Source organism: Nitrogeniibacter aestuarii, from assembly GCF_017309585.1.
In the GTDB taxonomy this organism is placed as follows: Bacteria; Pseudomonadota; Gammaproteobacteria; order Burkholderiales; family Rhodocyclaceae; genus Nitrogeniibacter; species Nitrogeniibacter aestuarii.
In genome coordinates this window covers 1,325,405-1,344,644 of sequence record NZ_CP071321.1, presented here as the reverse complement: position 1 = coordinate 1,344,644, position 19,240 = coordinate 1,325,405, and the positions used below count along the sequence as shown (strand labels likewise).

Below are 19,240 nucleotides of genomic sequence, written 5' to 3'. Positions count from 1 at the left end.
ACCATCGACGCATTGCAGACCCGGAGCCCTCTTTGACTCACCCCTACGCCCCTTTCATAGCGCGTCGCCAGCGCCTGCTCGACCATATTCAACAGACCGGCGGCGGCGTCGCCATCATCCCGACGGCACCCGAAGTGGTGCGCAATCGAGACGCTCACTTCCCGTTCAGGCCTGACAGCTACTTTCACTACCTCACCGGCTTTCCTGAGCCGGAGGCCGTTCTCGTGCTGGTCGGCGGCGACAACCCGCGCAGCATTCTGTTCTGCCGCGAAAAGAACGAAGAGCGTGAGATCTGGGACGGTTATCGCTGGGGGCCAGAGGCTGCCACGGCCCAGTTCGGTGTGAACGAAGCCCACGCCATTGCATATTTCGACGAAAAGATCGTCGAGTTGCTGGCGGATCAACCGACCATCCATTTCGCCATGGGTCACGATGCCGCATGGGACAAACGCATCATCGATGCGCTCGGCCGCGTGCGCGAGAAGACGCGCGCCGGCATCACGGCACCCGGCGCCATTGCCGACATTCATGCCGTGCTCGACGAAATGCGCCTGATCAAGGACGACTTTGAGCAGAACATCATGCGCAAGGCCGCGCAGATTTCGGCCGGTGCCCATCGGCGTGCCATGCGCGCCAGTGCGCCGGATCGCTTCGAATACGAGATCGAAGCCGAACTCCTGCATGCATTCAGATCGGCGGGTTCTCCGTTTCCCGCCTATTCATCCATCGTTGCCAGCGGTCCCAATGCCTGCGTGCTGCACTACGTGACCAACGACCGGCGAATGCGTGACGGAGAGCTGCTGCTGATCGACGCCGGTTGCGAACTCGACGGCTACGCCTCTGACATCACGCGCACGTTCCCGGTCAACGGCACCTTCAGCGGCGCCCAGCGCGACATCTACAACCTGGTGCTCGACGCTCAGCGCGCCGCAGCCGAAGCAACCCGCCCCGGAGCCCTCTGGAACGACCCTCATGATGCAGCGGTGGCGGTGCTCGCCCAAGGCATGGTCGACCTCGGCCTGCTCAAGGGCAGCGTTGACGAAGTGATCGAAAAAGGCGACTACCGCCGCTTCTATATGCACCGTACCGGTCACTGGCTGGGCATGGATGTTCACGACGCGGGTGAATACAAAGTCCACGGCGACTGGCGCGAACTCGAACCGGGCATGGTGCTCACCATCGAACCCGGTTGCTACATCCGACCCGCCGACGATGTGCCCGAGGCCTTCTGGAACATCGGGGTTCGCATTGAAGACGACGCACTGGTCACCCCTGAAGGCTGCGAGCTGATCACGGCCGACGCCCCCAAAACCATCGACGACATTGAAGCGCTGATGCGCGACACGGCATGACGAAATCGGATATTGCCATCGTTGGCGCCGGCCCGGTGGGCATGGCCCTGGCGCTTGCCCTCAAAGATGGACCGCACTCGGTCACCTTGCTGGACGCCCGCGAACGGGGTGCCGCCCGCCAAGATCCGCGCGTGCTGGCCTTGTCTCACGGCACCCGCCTCACGCTTGAACGACTGGGCGTCTGGAAAGACCTGCCCACCACCCCGATCCGCCACATCCATGTATCGCAGCAAGGCGGCGGCGGGCGCACGGTCATTGAAGAGGATGACTACGGGGTCGACGGATTGGGCCACGTGGTGCGGGCCGGGGATCTGGCTGCCGCACTGGACAACGCGATCCGAACCGCAGGCATCAAGCTCCTTGATCACACCCGGGCCGAGATCGACAGGCATCTGCCGGGCCGGGTCAGGATCGAGCGCGAGGGCGTGACCGACATCCTCGAGTCTCGCCTGGCCGCCTGCGCCGAAGGCGGCATGCGCGCCGACGACCCCGAGATTGAAATACGCGAATACGATCAACATGCGCTCATCTGCATGGCCACCCCGAGCCGTGCGCATGGCAGCACTGCCTATGAGCGATTCACCGGCACCGGCCCCATCGCCCTGCTGCCATGCGGCACCGACTTTGCCGTCGTGCACACGGCCAGCCCGGAGCACGCCGACGCCTTGCTGGCGCTCGACGACACCGCCTACCTCGCCGAACTCCAGAAGTCATTCGGGTATCGAGTGCGGCTTCAGGGGGTGAGTCAGCGCGAACGCTTTCCATTGCAATTACGCGTGCGCCGTCATCCGGCCGACGAACGGCTGGTCTGGCTCGGCAACGCCGCTCAGACACTCCATCCCGTGGCCGGCCAGGGCTTCAATCTTGCACTGCGTGACGTCTGGTCCCTGAGCGAACATCTGCTCGAATCCGACGACCCCGGCGACCAGCACGTGCTTGACGCCTACCTGCGCTCTCGACGGACCGATCGGCGCAGCACCGTGGGCTTTACCGACGCCCTGGTACGTGTCTTCAGCAATGACATCGGCCCCTTGCGCCACCTGCGCGGACTCGGGCTTACCGCCCTTGATCTGGCACCGCCGCTGCGCCATTTCGTGGCCAAACGCATGATGTTCGGCGCACGCGCCTGGCCCTGAACCTGCCGTCGAATAAGTGAAAAAATTCAACGCCGGCAAGGAGGTGCGTCACAATTTCGGGCTTCGCCCAGCGGCCGGCATCGGGTAGAATTGCCGCTTTTCCCCGCACTGCCCCACACCATGGATTTCGCCGGCTTCCAGCTGCGTAACAATCTGTTCGTCGCCCCCATGGCCGGGGTGACCGATCGACCGTTCCGGCAGTTGTGCAAGCGGATGGGCGCGGGACTGGCCGTCTCCGAGATGGTCACATCGAACAACCTTCTGTACGCCACCAAGAAGACGCAGCGACGCGTCGATCACGCGGGCGAAACCGAACCCATTTCGGTCCAGATTGCCGGCGGCGATCCGCAGATGATGGCCGAGGCGGCCAGACACAATCAGGCCAATGGCGCTCAGATCATCGACATCAACATGGGCTGTCCGGCCAAGAAGGTGTGCAACAAGGCCGCCGGCTCGGCGCTGATGCGCGACGAAGTGCTCGTCGGCCAGATCCTCGAGGCCGTCGTCAGCGCCGTGCCCGACCTCCCGGTGACACTCAAGATGCGCACCGGCTGGGACCGGGACAATCGCAACGCCCCCCGCCTGGCGCACATTGCCCAGGAGGCTGGCATTCGTGCCCTGGCCATTCATGGGCGCACTCGCGCCGACAAGTACATGGGCAATGCCGAATACGACACCATCGCGTCCATCAAGCAGCAAGTGCGCATCCCGGTCATCGCCAACGGCGACATCGACTCCGCCCGCAAGGCAGCGGCCGTGCTTGAGTACACTGGCGCAGATGGCGTCATGATCGGCCGGGCCGCTCAGGGCCGCCCGTGGATTTTCCGCGAAATCGAACACTTCCTGGCCACCGGCGAAGAGTTGCCGGCGCCCGAGGTGCTCGAGATCCGCGACATTTGCCGAAGTCATCTGAACGATCTCTACGCGTTTTACGGCGAGTGGTCGGGCGTGCGCATCGCGCGCAAGCATATCGGCTGGTACACCAAGGGTCTGGCAGGTGCCCAACAGTTTCGCCAGGCAATGAACGTCGAGGAGACGGTCGAAGGGCAACTGGCGGCAACAGACCGCTTCTTCGACCACCTGCACCGACAGGGCGTGCAACTGCAGCGTCAGCCGTCCTGTTACGAGGAACTGGCCGCATGAGCCAAAAGAACGAAATTGCCTGTGCGGTCACCCGCACACTCGATCAGTACTTCAAGGATCTGGAGGGCGAACAGCCCGCAGCGCTTCACGACATGGTGATGCGCAGCGCCGAGCGCCCCATGCTCGAGTTCGTGCTCGCCCAGACCGAGGGCAACCAGACCCTGGCCGCGCAGATGCTGGGCATCAATCGCAACACCCTGCGTCGCAAACTGGCCGAATACGACCTCATCTAAATCACCCCGGCGTTTCTGACAGCGCCTCATCATCAAGCATGCACATGACTCAAGCTCTTCTCAGCGTATCCGACAAGACCGGCATTGAAGCCTTCGCCCGCGAACTGAACGCCCTAGGCGTCAAGCTGCTGTCCACCGGCGGCACCGCCAAGCTGCTACGCGACGCCGGCCTGCCGGTGACCGATGTTTCCGACTACACCGGCTTTCCCGAAATGCTCGACGGCCGCGTCAAGACCCTGCACCCGAAAGTGCACGGCGGCATTCTTGCCCGTCGCGACCTGCCCGAACACCTGAGCACAATCGCTGAGCACGGCATCGACCGTATCGACCTGGTGGTGGTGAACCTGTATCCGTTCAGCCAGACCGTGGCCAAGCCCGACTGCTCGCTCGAAGACGCCATCGAAAACATCGACATCGGCGGTCCGACCATGGTCCGTGCCGCAGCCAAGAATCACGGCGACGAAGCCGGCGGCGTGGGCATCGTCACTGATCCTGCGGATTACGACAAGGTGATCGAAGAGCTCAAGGCCAACGGCAGCGCCCTGTCCTATCGCACCCGCTTCGAGCTGGCCGTGAAGGCCTTTACCCACACCGCCCGCTACGACAGCGCCATTTCCAACTACCTCACCTCGCTCACGGAATCCGGCGAACGCCAGGCCTATCCGGAGCGCCTGCAGGTGGCCTTCGACAAGGTTCAGGATCTGCGCTACGGCGAGAACCCGCACCAGAATGCGGCCTTCTACCGTGAGCCCAACGCCCCGGCGGGCGGCGTTGCCGGCTACACCCAGCTGCAAGGCAAGGAACTGTCGTACAACAACATCGCCGACGCCGATGCCGCCTGGGAATGCGTGAAAGCCTTCGAAACCACCGCTTGCGTCATCATCAAGCACGCGAATCCCTGTGGCGTGGCCATGGGCACGACCCCGCTTGAAGCGTACAAGAAAGCCTTCACCACCGACCCCACCTCGGCCTTCGGCGGCATCATTGCCTTCAACTGCGAAGTGGATGTAACCGCGGCCGAAGCCGTGAGCGCCCAGTTCCTGGAAGTGCTCATTGCCCCGTCCTACTCGGCCGAAGCGCTGGCCCTGCTCGCCGCCAAGAAGAACGTGCGCGTGCTGACCTGTCCGCTGGGCACCATCGAAGGCGCGCTCGACTACAAACGCGTCGGCGGTGGCCTGTTGGTCCAGTCGGCAGACACCGCACTTATCGCCGTGGCCGATCTCAAGGTCGTGACCCAGCGTGCGCCCACGGAACAGGAAATGGGTGACCTCCTGTTCGCCTGGCGCGTCGCTAAATACGTGAAGTCCAACGCCATCGTCTACTGCAAGGACGGCATGACGGTGGGCGTCGGTGCCGGCCAGATGAGCCGTGTGGACTCCGCTCGCATTGCCAAGATCAAGGCAGAAAATGCCCAGCTGTCCATCGCGGGCACGGTCGTGGCCTCCGATGCCTTCTTCCCCTTCCGCGACGGCCTCGACGTGCTGGCTGAAGCAGGTGCCACTGCGGTCATTCAGCCCGGCGGCTCCATGCGCGACGAAGAAGTGATCACGGCGGCAAACGAGCACGGTCTTGCCATGGTATTCACCGGTTTCCGCCACTTCCGTCACTGACCCCAGGGCCTCACGAAGGAATTCAGCGCAACATGAAAGTACTCGTCATTGGCGGCGGCGGTCGCGAACATGCTCTGGCCTGGCGCCTCGCCCAGTCCCCTAAGGTCAACAAAGTGTATGTGGCCCCGGGCAACGCCGGGACCGCCCATGAGCCCCTGCTCGAAAACATTGCCATCACGGACAAGGACGCACTCGTTACCTTCGTGAAGGAAAACGATGTGGCCATGACCGTGGTCGGCCCGGAAGCCCCGCTGGCCGACGGGGTGGTGGACACCTTCCGCGCCGCAGGCTTGCCGATCTTCGGTCCGACGCAGAAAGCGGCCCAACTCGAAGCATCCAAGGACTTCTGCAAGCAGTTCCTGATACGTCACAAGATCCCCACCGCCGCCTACGCCACCTTCACCGACGCTGACGAGGCGCACGCCTACATCGATTCGCAAGGCGCCCCCATCGTCATCAAGGCGGACGGCCTCGCGGCCGGCAAAGGTGTGGTCGTGGCGATGACGCTCGACGAGGCCCATGCAGCCATCGACATGATGCTGCGTGACGCCGGCATGGGCTCGGCGGGTGCACGCGTGGTGATCGAAGAATTCATGGAAGGCGAAGAGGCCAGCTTCATCGTCATGGCCGATGGCAAGAATGCCCTTGCCCTGGCCACCAGCCAGGACCACAAGCGCCTCAAGGACAACGACGAAGGCCCGAATACCGGCGGCATGGGTGCCTACTCCCCCGCCCCGGTGGTCACGCCTCAGGTGCACGCCAAGGTCATGCGCGAAATCATCCACCCGACCCTGGCGGGCATGGCAGCCGAGGGCTCGCCCTATACCGGCTTTCTGTACGCGGGCCTGATGATCGACGCCGACGGCAACCCGCGCGTGGTGGAATTCAACTGCCGCATGGGCGATCCGGAAACCCAGCCGATCATGATGCGCCTCAAGTCCGACCTGAGCGATCTCGTGGACGCGGCCATCAAGGGCACCCTCGACACCGCCGAGGCCGAATGGGATCGCCGCATCGCGCTGGGCGTGGTGCTGGCCGCCGAGGGCTACCCGGCTGACCCCCGCAAGGGCGACGTGATCACCGGCCTGCCGGACGCATCCGAAGACACCCACGTCTTCCACGCTGGCACCGCACTCAAGGACGGTCAGGTGGTCACCAGCGGCGGACGGGTGCTGTGCGTGACCGCCCTGTCGGACAACGTGCGCACGGCACAGACGCGCGCTTACGATATCGCCGACCGAATCCAGTTTTCGGGCAAACAGTATCGTCGCGACATCGGCCACCGCGCGGTCAAGCGATAAGCCCATGCGCACGGACGAGACCTACGCCTATTTCACGGGCCTGCAAACCCGCATTATCGACCGGCTGCAGGCGCTCGATGGCAAGCCATTCATCGAAGACAGCTGGACCCGCGAACAAGGCGGCGGCGGTATCACCCGCGTGCTGGAGGAAGGCAACCTCTTCGAGCGCGGCGGCGTGAACTTCTCGCATGTGAAGGGCCAGGGCCTTCCCGCCTCAGCCACCGCCAGCCGACCTGAACTGGCCGGGCGCGCGTTTGAAGCCATGGGGGTCTCGCTGGTCATGCACCCACGCAACCCCTACTGCCCCACCGCGCACATGAACGTGCGCTTCTTCATCGCCACCAAACCCGACGCCGAACCGGTGTGGTGGTTTGGCGGCGGCATGGACCTGACGCCCTATTACGGCTTCGAAGACGATGTGATGCACTTCCACCGCACCTGCAAGCACGCGCTCGCCCCCTTCGGCGACGCGGTGCATGCCGACTACAAGGCCTGGTGTGATCGCTATTTCCACCTCAAGCATCGCAACGAGGCGCGTGGCGTCGGTGGCGTGTTTTTCGATGATTTGAACGAGGGCGGCTTTGATCGTTGCTTCGCCCTCACCCAGGCGGTCGGCGACGCCTTCGTCGAAGCGTACGCGCCGATCCTGGAGCGTCGTCGCGACATGGCCTATGGCGAACGCGAGCGTGACTTCCAGGCCTATCGCCGCGGTCGTTATGTCGAGTTCAACCTCGTCTTCGACCGGGGCACGCTGTTCGGCCTTCAGTCGGGCGGTCGGACCGAATCCATTCTGATGTCCATGCCACCCAGAGTGGCATGGCGGTATGACTGGCATCCGGAAGCCGGCACGCCAGAGGCCAGACTTTACGAGGACTTTCTGCCCATTCGCGAATGGGTCTGAACCCGGTCTACAGGTCCCTCTCAGCGCCGCTCAGAACCAAAAAAAGCCCCGATCCATCGGGGCTTTTTCATGAGTGCAGATTCTCTATGCAGCCTCGTTTTCAGCGGGTGGCAAGGCGGGCACGCTCGCCGTGGCATGGGTGAGCTGGGCCGCCCGACGGTAGTGATTCTGTGCCTCTTGCGGACGCTCGAGCTTCTCGGATAGTTGCGCCAGGCTCAGATGCGCCTCGATCGCAGGTGTCGCCGTCACCGAGGCATGCAAGTAGCTTTCGGCCTTTCCCCACAGCTCGGCAGCCATGCAAAGCCGGCCCAGCGAGTACAGCAAACCCGCATCCTTGGGGTGAGCTTGCAGCCATTTCTCGGCCCGCGCAAGGCTGGCAACCGGATCTTCCTCGCCACACTGTCCGTACAGACGGGCAAGCTCAGTCTCCCACTCCACGTCGAGCTGTTTCTCGAGCACGCGACGTACCGTCGCGCCCTGACCGTTGGACACCATCAGCGGCACGACCTTTTCAATCAGGATGCGATCTTTCTGCTCATCGGCGGGAATGGCATTCCAGTACTCAACCAGCGCGTCGCCCTGTCCATCCAGTGCCTTCATGGTGGCCAGATGTGCACGGCGCACCATGGGTGCCGCCTGTTCGTCGCTCAGCAAGTGGTGCTTGCGAAGTTGACGGACAATCTTGACGACGGCCTTCCAGTCCTGCTTCGCCTGAGCCACCTTGAGCGCCAGCTGCAGCGTGGCCACCGGACGGCTGTCGTGCTCTTTCATGGCTTCGATCCGCTCGGCCGCCTCGTCGAAGCGACGACCATCGACCGCCATCTCTGCTTCGGTCATCAGGCGGGCGGTCTGGATCTTGTCGTCATGCTCGGCAGCGTGGCCGATCCACTCACGGTAGCGGGTCTCATCGCGCAAGGCATGGGCAGCACGCGCCGCCACCAGTGCGGACACGCCACTCTGATCACCCGCACCCCAGGACTTCTTGGCCATCTTCAAGGCCTGGGAGTAGCGGCCTTCGAGCTGCAGACGCACCGCATCACGCAGCGAGTCGGCAGCGCGCTCGCGGCGACGGCGGTCACGGTACGCCACCACTTTGGCCGGCAGACGCACCGCCCGGCTGACGACACCAATAAGGAAGTACACCAGCAATACCGTGCCGAGAATGGACAACACGAGGAAATTCAGGGACACCTGCGCCCGGTACGGGGGCAACACAAGCAGGGCATAACCGTCGTTGACCGTGGCCAGCATGGCAACGCCGACGGCCAGCGCGAACAGGGCAATCAACCAGAGCAATCCACGCATGTCGGCTTACTCCGTCTTTTCGCCCGTGGCCGCAGCCGGGGCTTCTTCGACCGGGGCCGGTGCCTGTTCCGCCGGCGCTTCGCTGGCTGCCTCGGCGGCAGGCGCTTCGGAGGCCTCTGCAGGGGTGGCTGGCGTACTGGCGGCAGGCGCTGCGGTCGCTGGTTTGGCAGGTTCCGGCTTGACCGGCACCACCGGCGCAATCGGCGGACGCCCCTGCATGTTCTGCAACACAGCCATCGTTTCGGTGAGCATCGGCTGCTCCGGCGCGATCTGGATCGTCTTCAGCTCGTTCAGGGTGTCGAGCGCCGCCTTGACCTCAGGCTTGCTCAGATCGAAATACTTGCCCACCCAGCCAGCAGCCCGCGACACGTCGGCTTCGTAAGTACGTGGATCGCGACCCAGCAGCGCCAGTCGTGCTGTCAGCAGGCGGACCTTGAGATTTTCACGCAGGTAGGTGCTCTGGGAGGGCGACAGCAAAACGGGATCGGCCTGGGCATCGAGTCGCTCGACCCGAACCATGGCGCGAATTTCCGCCCACACATCTTGCGCCAAGGCTTTGGCATAAGCCCAAGGGTCATCGAGGAACGGACCCTTCGGGGTGGTCTCGGGTTCAGGGTTGGCTTCAGCCTGGTCTGCAAATGTCAGCGGCAAGGTGTCGGCCGCTTCGAGCAGATGCTCCAGCTTAAGGGTGATACCGGTCACATCGACACGCGGCGCGGCGCGAAGGTCTTCCACATCCCGCGCCAGTGCTCGCCGCAGCGGGCCAAGCCGGCCCTGAGTCGTGGTTGCCAGGCGGGCCTCCGCCCCCTGCAGCGCAATCAGTGCCGCCTCGACGTTGCCGGCCAACTGCAGTTGCTGGCTGGCAATGGTCACGGCCTGTTCGATCTCGGCCATCATGCGTTCGTCACGGGTACGTGAGAATTCCTGATAGAGGTCTTCGAGCGCAGCGGCCTGCCCTTGGGACTCTTCCATCTTGGCTTCGAGCAGGCCCACCTTGCCTTGCAACGAAGTGATCGTGTCCTGCACGGTGCGCACACCAGCGCGCGCTTCGCGTGCCACGTCGTCGCTCTGGCCGAGTCGCTCGGTGACCAGAGTCTGGGCATTGGTCAGTTGCGAGCGCAACTGCCACCACTGCCAGCCCAGGAACCCGATGCCCAGCAAGCACAAGACAAGCAGGGTGGGCACGAGCTTGCTCTTCCTTGGCGGCTCCGATGCATCACTGCGCGCCAAGGAAGGCGCGTCGCTCGCCGGCCGGGCAGTCGATTCAGTCCCGCCGGACGACTCGGTGCCGACCACATCCGCGTCTTGCACTTTCGCTTCGTCTGTATCGGCTTTCTTGTTTTCTTCGCTCATCGCTTCGATTCAACCCTGAAAAAATTTTCCATGCCTTCGATCAGGCCGTTGTCCCCTGGCATGGTTTCCACCACGGTCCGGAATCCGGCCGCTCGCGCCCGCGCAGCGATTCGCGGGTGAGAGCAGATCACGGGAACGACATGAAGGCGGGATACCGCCTCGCCCAGCATGGCTGCCACATTACCAACACCCTCACTGCTGGTCAGTACGATGGCATCGGCCGAATCGGCCAAGGCCAGCAGCCGCTCAGCCCCGACCTGGGGGACCTGGCGCTGGTAGCACGCGGCATAGGCCACGCTCGCTCCGCGTTTCATGAGTGTATCACCCAGAAGATCACGGCCACCGTTGCCACGAAAAATGACGACCCCCTTGCCCTTCACCGCTTCGGCAGCGAATTCCGGCAGGGCGAGTACGGATTCACTATCGAATCCGCTGTCCGGCGCAATGACCCGGTCGAAGCCGGCCTTGTGCAAGGCGCGCTCGCTCCCGGGCCCGACCGTAGCCACTTTGAGGGTATGTGGCCATGAGCGCCGCTGTTGAACGGCCGCGAGGCCGTATGTGACCGCGTTCGCGCTGACGAAAAAAGCCAGTGAGAAATCGTCGAGCCGCTCGATGACACCGGCGAGCACAGCATCCATGGGCGCCGCCTCGACCACCATGACAGGAATGCACTCGGCCGCGCCTCCGCGTGCCTCGATGGCAGCGGCCAGCCCTTCGGCCTGACGCGGCGGGCGCGTCACGATGATGCAGCGCCCCGCCAGGGGCGACGCCCCATTCATGTGATCAGAGTTCGGCGAGGATCTTGGCTGCACCGCCCGCGCGCAGCTCGTCGGCAAGTGCTTGGCCCAGGGCCTCGGCTTCATCGAGCGAACCACGTCGCTCGGCCCGGACAATCTGGCTGCCATCCGGTCGCGCAACGAAGCCGCGCAGCCACAGGCCACCGTTTTCTTCAACCGCAAATGCGCCCAGGGGCACTTCACAGCTGCCGGCGAGTGCCTTGGCCACGGCGCGCTCGGCACGCACGCAGGCCGACGTCACCCGGTCGTTCAACGGCGCCATCCAGGCGGCCACTTCGGGGCGATCGGACAGGGCTTCAATGCCCAACGCCCCCTGCCCGGCCGCCGGCAGCGACACTTCGGATGGCAGCACGCCGCGAATACGCTCCGCCAAGCCCAGCCGGGTCAGACCGGCTGCGGCGAGGATGATCGCGTCGTACTGCCCCTCATCGAGCTTGCGCAACCGGGTGTCGAGGTTGCCGCGCAGACTGGTGACCGCCAGCATCGGATAATTGGCATGCAATTGCGACTCCCGACGCAGGCTGGAGGTGCCGACCACGGCGCCCGGCGGCATGTCGTCGAGGCTGTCGTACTTGTTCGAGACGAAAGCATCCAGCGGCACTTCGCGCGCCGAGATGGTCACCAATGCAAACGGGTCGGTCATGTCCATCGGGACATCCTTCATCGAATGCACGGCGATGTCGGCACGCCGGTCAAGCAGTGCCGTTTCGAGTTCTTTAACGAAAAGCCCCTTGCCACCCACCTTGGCCAGCGGCCGATCGAGAATCTGATCGCCACGGGTCGTCATACCCAACAGGTCTACCTGACAGCCGGGATACAATGCCTCGAGCCGCGCCTTGACATGCTCGGCCTGCCACAGGGCAAGGCGGCTTTCACGGGTGGCAATCACGAGCCTTTCAGGCGGATTCACGTTGGTTTGGGACTGGCTCACGTTGGTCATCTCATCAGACAGAGGAAGGACGGGGGCAATGCGACACCCATTTAAACGCATTCCGAACGGATATCGCAGCGCAACATCAGGGTTCGCACTGATAGCGCCTGTGCTGGCGGCGATTCTAGCATGGGTACCGGGCGCGCTTTTTGCTCAAGAGGGCTTGACCCGGCCGACCGATTTGCGGCAGGAGGCAGCACTGATGCGGGGCCAGAAAATGCCCATGCTCGTGCTCTTCAGTCAGGCCGGATGCAGCTATTGCGAAAAGGCCCGGGTGCATTACATTGGGCCCATGGCTTCGCGACCGCCCTGGCAGGATCGCGCGCTGTACCGGCAGATTGATCTGGACTCGGATGATGCGCTGATCGGTTTCGACGGCACGGCGCAAAGCCACCGCAGCTTCGCGAAGGCGGTCGGCGTGTTCGTCACACCCACCGTGATGGTGTTCGGACCGGATGGCACCGCCCTGGCCGAACCCATCGTGGGCGTCACCCTGCCGGACTTTTACGGACAATACCTGGAGCAGGCCATCGAGGTGGCACGCGAAAAGCTCGTCGCCCACTAGGGCGGCGCGGTCTGGTCCAGACGCGACAGAATGATTGACTACTTTTGGACCACACCATGAATCAGGACAAGGACCTCCCGCTACGGGAAGACATTCGCCTGCTGGGCCGCTTGCTGGGCGACACGGTACGTGATCAGCGCGGCGAATCCGCCTTCGATCTGGTCGAGCGCATCCGGCAGCTGTCGGTGCGCTTTCATCGGGACGACGATACCGAGGCGCGCAAGGCCCTCGAGACCACCCTGGACGCCCTGTCCCGCGACCAGACCATCGATGTGGTTCGTGCCTTCAGTTATTTTTCCCATCTGGCCAATATCGCCGAGGACCAGCATCACATCCGGCGCACACGGGCACACTTGATCAAGGGGTCAGCCCCGCGCGCAGGCAGCCTTGCCCATGCCATCGATCACGCATTCGACAATGGTGCCGACGCCCGCGACCTTCAGGACTTTTTCGGTACCGCCATGGTCAGCCCGGTCTTGACGGCACACCCGACCGAAGTCCAGCGCAAGAGCATCCTCAACTGTCAGAACGCCATCGCCCGCCTGCTCGACGAGCGCGACCGCATGGCGCTCACGCCTGAAGAGACTGAAGAAAACGACGCGGCGCTGCGCCGGGCCGTGCTGACGCTGTGGCAGACACGCATGCTGCGCACCGCCAAGCTTTCAGTCATCGACGAGGTCGCCAACGGCCTGTCCTACTACGAAACCACTTTCCTGCGCGAGGTCCCGCGCCTGTACGCCAAGGTGGAGGACACGCTTCAGGCGCACGACGTCCCGACCGCCACCAACGAGCTGCCCGCCTTCCTGCGCATCGGCAGCTGGATCGGCGGCGACCGGGATGGCAACCCCTTCGTGACGGCCGAGGTGCTCGAAAAGGCCCTCTCGATGCAGTCGCGGACTGCCCTTGATTTCTACCTCGACGAGATCTGGACGCTATCGTCGCAACTCTCCCTGGCCGACCGGCTGGTGTCCTCCTCGGACGCGTTGCACGCCCTCGCCGACGCATCCGGTGACCACTCGCTGCATCGGGCGGACGAACCCTACCGACGCGCCCTGGCCGGCATCTATGGCCGCCTCGCCACAAGCTACGAGGCACTGCTCGGCACACAGCCATCCCGTCCGGCCGCCAGTCGCGCCGAGCCGTACGCCAATGCCGCAGCACTGGAAGCCGACCTGGACATCATCCATGCCTCGCTGGAGAACAATGGTTCCGCCGCACTCGCCCGCGGACGCCTGCGGCAGCTGCGTCGCGCCGTGAAGGTCTTCGGCTTCCATCTGGCGCCCATCGACCTGCGCCAGAATTCCGACGTGCATGAACGCATGGTGGCCGAGTTGCTTCAGGTCGCGGACCCGTCAATCGACTATCTGTCGATGGATGAAGATGCCCGGATTGACCAGCTCCTGAAAGAGATCGTGACCCCTCGGCCGCTCTACTCGCCCCACGTGGCCTACGGCGAGGAAACACAGAAGGAACTGGCCATTCTGTTCGCCGCCCGGCGGGCGCACGAGCGTTTCGGCCCCGCCGCCCTGCCCAACTACATCATCTCCAAGACGGATGGCGTCTCCGACATGCTCGAGGTGGCGCTGCTCCTCAAGGAAGCGGGCCTGCTCGACCCACGTGCGCCATCGCTGGCGATGAACGTGATTCCCCTGTTCGAAACCATCGGGGACCTGCAGGCCGCCGGCCGGGCCATGGACCGGCTGTTCTCTCTACCCGCCTACATGGCGCTGCTCGGCTCTCGAGACATGGCCCAGGAAGTCATGCTGGGCTATTCGGACAGCAACAAGGACGGGGGCTTCCTCACCTCGGGCTGGGAGCTGTACAAGGCCGAAGTCGAGCTGGTCGAGGTGTTTGCGCGGCATGGCATCCGCCTGCGCCTGTTCCATGGTCGCGGCGGCTCTGTCGGTCGCGGGGGCGGGCCGAGCTACGAGGCCATCCTGGCGCAGCCCGGGGGCGCCGTCCAGGGGCAGATCCGCCTCACCGAACAGGGTGAAGTCATCGGCGCCAAGTATGGCAACCCGGAGGTGGGCCGGCGCAATCTGGAGGTGCTGGTGGCGGCGACACTGCAGGCCAGCCTCGACAAGGACGCTGCGCCGGCGCCCCGACCGGAATACATGGAAGCCATGCAGCGTCTCTCGGACCTGGCGTTCGCTGCCTATCGGTCTCTGGTGTACGAGACGCCGGGCTTCGAAAACTATTTCTGGGAATCGACGGTCATCACCGAGATCGCCGATCTCAACATCGGCTCGCGCCCGGCATCGCGCAAGAAGAGTACGGCGATCGAAGATCTGCGCGCCATTCCCTGGGTGTTCAGCTGGGCACAGTGTCGTCTCATGCTACCGGGCTGGTACGGCTTCGGTTCGGCCGTCGAAGCGTTCCTGGCAGAGCGCCCTGACGACGGGCTCGCCCTGCTGCAGGAGATGGCCCAGGGGTGGTCGTTCTTCGCCACCACCCTGTCCAATATGGACATGGTGCTCTCCAAGAGCGATCTGGGGATCGCCAGCCGCTACTCGCGCCTGGTGAAAGACGAAGCCTTGCGTGCGGCCATCTTCCCGCGCATCTGCGAGGAACACGCTCACACACTGAAGGCCTTGCTGGACATCACCGGACAGGAGGAGTTGCTCGCGGGCAACCCGCTGCTGCGCCGCTCGATCCACAACCGCTTCCCTTACCTGGACCCGCTCAACCATGTGCAGGTGGAACTGTTGCGGCGACATCGGAATGGTGCCGAGGACGAACGCATCCGACGCGGCATCCACATCGCCATCAACGGCATCGCCGCAGGACTCAGAAACAGCGGTTGACAGCCGAAATGGATACACCCGGATACAAAACAGCATGCCGTCTGTTTCCGGGTGAAACATCTGCCGTCATGCAACTCCCATACTTGCAGGGAAGAACGTATGGGAGTTGTCATGTCGGTTACTACGTGGATCTTGCTTGCACTGGCGGTCGTGCTCGTCTTCTGGCTGGTCAAGAATCGTAAACGCTCGAACACGGAAAATGAGTCGGGCCCTCAACCGTCCCCTTTTCACTGTGTCTCCATCACCCTCGGCGCGGGCGCCTGCCAGACCGCAAAAACACTCAAGGGCGTCCGCTTCCTGTCTGCGGAGGCCCCCCTTCTTCCCCTGGTCAGTTGTGATGCATCGAGATGCAATTGCACGTTCATGCATCACGCGGATCGGCGCAGGGGCGATCGACGCAATCCGTACAGCGCCCAGTCTCATGGTTTTACGGTGCATGGTGGCGATGAACGCCGCCATCGACGCGGCCGCCGTCAGTCGGACGGCATGCAGGTCATTCCCGGCCTTTGAGCCGCCGGTCGTGCGAGGTCGTTAAAGACCGAGCGCTTCCTTCACCGAAGGCCACTGCCGACGACTGATCGGCAATGGCTCTTCAAACTCCTTGAGCACGATCAGCCAGCGCCCCTCGCCTTCCGAGTGCTCGCGCTCCACCCCTGCAATGGCCGCCTTGGCGACCAGACAGTTGCGGTGAATGCGCAAGAAACGATCCGGATACGCCTGCTCGAGATGCACAAGTGAATCGTCCAGCAGGTACTCGCGCTCGTGGGTTCTGGCCGTGACGTACTTCTGCTCGGCTCTCAGATAGAGGATGGTGTCGATGGGCACCAGGAGAATTCGGCCACGCTCCGTGACGCTCAGCGGCTTTTCTTCGGAATCGGACTCACCGTGCTGTCCGCACAGTTTGCGGGCCTTTTCGAGTGCATCGACCAGGCGACTCGCCCGTACCGGCTTCACCAGATAGTCGGCCACCGCCAGATCGAAGGCCTGAACGGCGTACTCTTCATAGGCCGTCGTGAAAATGACGACAACCCCCGGATGCACCGCGTGCAAGTGCTCGGCAAGCGCGACGCCATCCATGCCCGGCATGCGTATGTCCGCCAGCACCACATCGGGCTTCTCGGATTCGACCAGTCGCAACGCCTCTTCGCCATTGGCGGCGAAGCCCGCGATCCGGTTGGGCTGCTCCTCGCGAATGTCGCCGAGCAGATCCCTGAGCCGCGCACGCGCCGGCGCCTCGTCGTCGACCACCAGAACCCGAAGCTCCGACTGCGTCATGACTTGATCCTCCGGTAGGGAAATCGGATTCGAACCGAATAACGTCCGCTGCGGCGCGTGATGGTCATGTCAGCCTCCAGATCGAAGAACAGGGCAAGGCGCTCGCGGATGTTCTCCTGCGCCATGCGGTTGCCTTGCTGCTGGCGGGGCGTCTCGACGATCGGATTACTGACTTCCAGCAAGACTTCATTCCCTCTCCTGGCAACCCTGACATCCATGTCACCCGGCGCCGATGACGGTTCAATTCCATGGTAGACGGCATTTTCGAGCAAAGGTTGAAGCAACAGCGGCGGAACGAGCGCCGCGATCGGTTTGTTCTCGAGGTCCCAGACCACATTGAGCCGATCTCCGAGACGCAAACGCTCCACATCGAGGTAGCGCATGCACAGATCGAGTTCGTCATCGAGCGGCACCAGCTCTTTCTGCTCTTTCATGAGCACGCGAAACATGTCCGCGATCTCTTCGAGCGCGCGCTCTGCCCGCCGTGGATCTTCCCGAATCACACCAAGGACGGCATTGAGGCTGTTGAACAGGAAGTGCGGTCGAATGCGCGCCGTCAGTGCATGCAGGCGAGCCTCGGTAAGTGCTGGCGAATGCAGACGACCGCGATGATCGAAATACGCGAGACTGATCACGGTGGCAGCCAGTGCCCAGGCATGCCAGCGCCAGGTGTCGATACCCGCCTGTGCGCCCAGCAGGGGGTGGCTCAGCACAGCCACTGCCTGGACCAACGCGACCACGCTGAACCAGAAGGTGCGTGGGCGCAGACCAGCCAGGACGGGGTTGATCACGTACGCAAAGATGAGCACCAGAAACAGCGGCAGTTCAACGACGCCAATGAGGGCAAGCCACGCGTCGAACCAGCCAGCAGGGAGATCGACACGCATGGGCACGGTCAGCGCCACCAGGACATTGACCAGCAGAACCACCCGGAGCATGACCCCCATATTGCGGAAGTCGGGCAGTGCGCCCGGGGTGGCGAGTGCGCGTGGCTTTTGACTTATACTTTGCCTCTTTCGTGATGACGCCCGTTGGCGGGCGCAACGTCTCCATTCGGCGGCCGGCATGTCGGCAGGCATTGAACGCTCGTCCGCCCCGATCCTCCAACCTGGCAAAATTTTTTCCGCATTATGGCAGATCAACAAAACAACCGGGATGACAACAGCAAGGCATGGTCCGGACGCTTCTCCGAGCCCGTCTCCGACCTTGTGATGCGATACACCGCCTCCGTGTTCTTCGACCAGCGCATGGCCACGCAGGACATTCGGGGCTCGCGCGCTCACGCCAAAATGCTGGCCCGCCAGGGCATCATCAGCGATCAGGATCAGGCCGATATCGAACGCGGTCTGGACACCATTCAGGAAGAGATCGCCAACGGCCAATTCCAGTGGTCGCTGCAGGATGAAGACGTTCACCTGAACATCGAGAAGCGCCTCACTGCGCTCATCGGCGATGCCGGCAAACGCCTGCACACCGGGCGTAGCCGCAACGACCAGGTCGCCACCGACATCCGCCTTTGGTTGCGCGACGCCACCGACCAGATCATTGTCCTGCTGCGTGACTTCCAGCTGGCACTGCTCGATCTGGCCGAAGCCAATGCCGCCACGCCCCTGCCCGGCTTCACCCACCTTCAGGTGGCCCAGCCGGTGACCTTCGGGCACCACCTGATGGCCTACTGCGAAATGGCACGCCGCGACGCCGAGCGTTTCGCCGATTGCCGCAAGCGCATCAACCGGCTGCCGCTGGGTGCAGCAGCGCTGGCGGGCACCTCCTACCCGATCGACCGGGAGTTCGTCGCACGTGAGCTGGAATTTGACGACGTCTGCGAAAACTCGCTCGACGCGGTCTCCGACCGTGATTTCGCCATCGAATTCTGCGCCGCCTCGTCACTGCTGATGGTGCACCTCTCGCGCCTGTCCGAAGAGCTGATCCTGTGGATGAGCCCGCGCGTGGGCTTCATTGATCTGGCCGACCGTTTCTGCACCGGCAGCTCGATCATGCCGCAGAAGAAAAATCCGGACGTCCCCGAGCTGGTGCGTGGCAAGACCGGCCGGGTCAACGGCAGCCTGATCACCCTGCTCACCCTCATGAAAGGCCAGCCGCTCGCCTACAACAAGGACAATCAGGAAGACAAGGAGCCGCTGTTCGACACCGCCGATACGGTGATCGACACGCTACGCATCTATACCGACATGATTCCCGGCATCCGGGTCAAGGCCGACGCCATGCGTGACGCCCTCTCGCAGGGCTTTGCCACGGCAACTGATCTGGCCGACTATCTGGTCAAGAAAGGCCTGCCGTTCCGCGACGCCCATGAAGTGGTTGCGCGCGCCGTGCGTGCCGCCGAGACGCGCGGCTGTGATTTGCCCGACCTGCCGCTGCCCGACCTCAAGGCCTTTTCCGACCTGATCGAAGAGGACGTCTATCAGGTGCTCACCGTCGAAGGCGCACTGGACAGCCGCAATCACATCGGCGGCACCGCCCCCAATCAGGTGCGCGCCGCAGTCGAGCGCGCACGAGCGCGACTGGGCTGA

The 19,240-nt window shown here is 63.6% G+C and carries 16 protein-coding genes; 10 read left to right on the top strand and 6 right to left on the bottom strand.

Annotated elements, in window-relative coordinates; translation table 11 throughout:
• The first annotated feature begins 32 nt into the window (after nt 1-32).
• From pepP to hemF, 7 genes are all read left to right on the top strand, one after another.
• On the top strand, nt 33-1,352 hold the full coding sequence (pepP, locus tag J0W34_RS06185) for a Xaa-Pro aminopeptidase (protein WP_230971073.1): 1,320 nt from the start codon (nt 33-35) through the stop codon (nt 1,350-1,352).
• The gene (locus J0W34_RS06180) at nt 1,349-2,488 is read left to right on the top strand and encodes an FAD-dependent monooxygenase (protein ID WP_230971072.1); all 1,140 of its coding nucleotides are present in this window, start codon (nt 1,349-1,351) and stop codon (nt 2,486-2,488) included. The genes pepP and J0W34_RS06180 overlap by 4 nt, the downstream gene beginning before the upstream one ends.
• A gap of 120 nt (nt 2,489-2,608) precedes the next feature.
• The gene (dusB, locus tag J0W34_RS06175; RefSeq protein ID WP_230971071.1) at nt 2,609-3,631 is read left to right on the top strand and encodes a tRNA dihydrouridine synthase DusB; all 1,023 of its coding nucleotides are present in this window, start codon (nt 2,609-2,611) and stop codon (nt 3,629-3,631) included.
• Nucleotides 3,628-3,864 (top strand): helix-turn-helix domain-containing protein, encoded by a 237-nt coding sequence (locus J0W34_RS06170; protein ID WP_227817066.1) that lies wholly within the window; start codon nt 3,628-3,630, stop codon nt 3,862-3,864. Before dusB ends, J0W34_RS06170 begins: the two co-directional genes overlap by 4 nt.
• A 38-nt stretch (nt 3,865-3,902) precedes the next feature.
• Nucleotides 3,903-5,474 (top strand): bifunctional phosphoribosylaminoimidazolecarboxamide formyltransferase/IMP cyclohydrolase, encoded by a 1,572-nt coding sequence (purH, locus tag J0W34_RS06165; protein ID WP_230971070.1) that lies wholly within the window; start codon nt 3,903-3,905, stop codon nt 5,472-5,474.
• Nucleotides 5,475-5,506: 32 nt separating this feature from the next.
• Nucleotides 5,507-6,775 (top strand): phosphoribosylamine--glycine ligase, encoded by a 1,269-nt coding sequence (gene purD / locus J0W34_RS06160; RefSeq protein ID WP_227817068.1) that lies wholly within the window; start codon nt 5,507-5,509, stop codon nt 6,773-6,775.
• Nucleotides 6,776-6,779: 4 nt separating this feature from the next.
• The gene (gene hemF / locus J0W34_RS06155; protein ID WP_230971069.1) at nt 6,780-7,676 is read left to right on the top strand and encodes an oxygen-dependent coproporphyrinogen oxidase; all 897 of its coding nucleotides are present in this window, start codon (nt 6,780-6,782) and stop codon (nt 7,674-7,676) included.
• A gap of 84 nt (nt 7,677-7,760) precedes the next feature.
• Here the strand turns inward: hemF and J0W34_RS06150 are convergent, their stop codons facing one another.
• From J0W34_RS06150 to hemC, 4 genes are read right to left on the bottom strand one after another with little or no spacing between them, the layout of a single operon-like run.
• Nucleotides 7,761-8,981, bottom strand: coding sequence for a heme biosynthesis HemY N-terminal domain-containing protein (locus J0W34_RS06150; RefSeq protein WP_230971068.1), 1,221 nt, complete (start codon nt 8,979-8,981; stop codon nt 7,761-7,763).
• Nucleotides 8,982-8,987: 6 nt separating this feature from the next.
• On the bottom strand, nt 8,988-10,334 hold the full coding sequence (locus tag J0W34_RS06145) for a uroporphyrinogen-III C-methyltransferase (RefSeq protein ID WP_230971067.1): 1,347 nt from the start codon (nt 10,332-10,334) through the stop codon (nt 8,988-8,990).
• Nucleotides 10,331-11,113, bottom strand: coding sequence for a uroporphyrinogen-III synthase (locus tag J0W34_RS06140; RefSeq protein WP_230971066.1), 783 nt, complete (start codon nt 11,111-11,113; stop codon nt 10,331-10,333). Before J0W34_RS06140 ends, J0W34_RS06145 begins: the two co-directional genes overlap by 4 nt.
• Nucleotides 11,114-11,117: 4 nt before the next feature.
• Nucleotides 11,118-12,071: a hydroxymethylbilane synthase gene (gene hemC / locus J0W34_RS06135; RefSeq protein WP_230971065.1), complete on the bottom strand. Its 954-nt coding sequence runs from the start codon at nt 12,069-12,071 to the stop codon at nt 11,118-11,120.
• Between the two features lie 193 nt (nt 12,072-12,264).
• Between hemC and J0W34_RS06130 the strand changes: the two genes are divergently transcribed.
• Nucleotides 12,265-12,627 carry a thioredoxin fold domain-containing protein gene (locus tag J0W34_RS06130; protein ID WP_227817074.1) on the top strand — a complete coding sequence of 121 codons (363 nt, stop codon included), beginning with the start codon at nt 12,265-12,267 and terminating at the stop codon, nt 12,625-12,627.
• A 56-nt stretch (nt 12,628-12,683) separates the two neighbouring features.
• The gene (gene ppc, locus J0W34_RS06125; protein WP_230971064.1) at nt 12,684-15,431 is read left to right on the top strand and encodes a phosphoenolpyruvate carboxylase; all 2,748 of its coding nucleotides are present in this window, start codon (nt 12,684-12,686) and stop codon (nt 15,429-15,431) included.
• Nucleotides 15,432-15,962: 531 nt separating this feature from the next.
• Here ppc and J0W34_RS06120 read toward each other — a convergent pair.
• Both J0W34_RS06120 and J0W34_RS06115 read right to left on the bottom strand, forming a co-directional pair.
• On the bottom strand, nt 15,963-16,706 hold the full coding sequence (locus J0W34_RS06120) for a LytR/AlgR family response regulator transcription factor (RefSeq protein ID WP_227817076.1): 744 nt from the start codon (nt 16,704-16,706) through the stop codon (nt 15,963-15,965).
• Nucleotides 16,703-17,653 carry a sensor histidine kinase gene (locus J0W34_RS06115; protein WP_227817077.1) on the bottom strand — a complete coding sequence of 317 codons (951 nt, stop codon included), beginning with the start codon at nt 17,651-17,653 and terminating at the stop codon, nt 16,703-16,705. Before J0W34_RS06115 ends, J0W34_RS06120 begins: the two co-directional genes overlap by 4 nt.
• A 183-nt stretch (nt 17,654-17,836) precedes the next feature.
• Here J0W34_RS06115 and argH point away from each other — a divergent pair, with 183 nt between their 5' ends.
• Nucleotides 17,837-19,240 carry an argininosuccinate lyase gene (argH, locus tag J0W34_RS06110; protein ID WP_227817078.1) on the top strand — a complete coding sequence of 468 codons (1,404 nt, stop codon included), beginning with the start codon at nt 17,837-17,839 and terminating at the stop codon, nt 19,238-19,240.

Coding starts and splice junctions, on each gene's coding strand:
- purH (WP_230971070.1), top strand. CDS start 3,903: ATGCACATGACTCAAGCTCTTCTCAGCGTATCCGACAAGACCGGCATT.
- purD (WP_227817068.1), top strand. CDS start 5,507: ATGAAAGTACTCGTCATTGGCGGCGGCGGTCGCGAACATGCTCTGGCC.
- J0W34_RS06180 (WP_230971072.1), top strand. CDS start 1,349: ATGACGAAATCGGATATTGCCATCGTTGGCGCCGGCCCGGTGGGCATG.
- ppc (WP_230971064.1), top strand. CDS start 12,684: ATGAATCAGGACAAGGACCTCCCGCTACGGGAAGACATTCGCCTGCTG.
- J0W34_RS06150 (WP_230971068.1), bottom strand. CDS start 8,981: ATGCGTGGATTGCTCTGGTTGATTGCCCTGTTCGCGCTGGCCGTCGGC.
- hemF (WP_230971069.1), top strand. CDS start 6,780: ATGCGCACGGACGAGACCTACGCCTATTTCACGGGCCTGCAAACCCGC.
- J0W34_RS06170 (WP_227817066.1), top strand. CDS start 3,628: ATGAGCCAAAAGAACGAAATTGCCTGTGCGGTCACCCGCACACTCGAT.
- J0W34_RS06140 (WP_230971066.1), bottom strand. CDS start 11,113: ATGAATGGGGCGTCGCCCCTGGCGGGGCGCTGCATCATCGTGACGCGC.
- J0W34_RS06145 (WP_230971067.1), bottom strand. CDS start 10,334: ATGAGCGAAGAAAACAAGAAAGCCGATACAGACGAAGCGAAAGTGCAA.
- J0W34_RS06115 (WP_227817077.1), bottom strand. CDS start 17,653: ATGGGGGTCATGCTCCGGGTGGTTCTGCTGGTCAATGTCCTGGTGGCG.
- dusB (WP_230971071.1), top strand. CDS start 2,609: ATGGATTTCGCCGGCTTCCAGCTGCGTAACAATCTGTTCGTCGCCCCC.
- hemC (WP_230971065.1), bottom strand. CDS start 12,071: ATGACCAACGTGAGCCAGTCCCAAACCAACGTGAATCCGCCTGAAAGG.
- J0W34_RS06130 (WP_227817074.1), top strand. CDS start 12,265: ATGCGGGGCCAGAAAATGCCCATGCTCGTGCTCTTCAGTCAGGCCGGA.
- J0W34_RS06120 (WP_227817076.1), bottom strand. CDS start 16,706: ATGACGCAGTCGGAGCTTCGGGTTCTGGTGGTCGACGACGAGGCGCCG.
- argH (WP_227817078.1), top strand. CDS start 17,837: ATGGCAGATCAACAAAACAACCGGGATGACAACAGCAAGGCATGGTCC.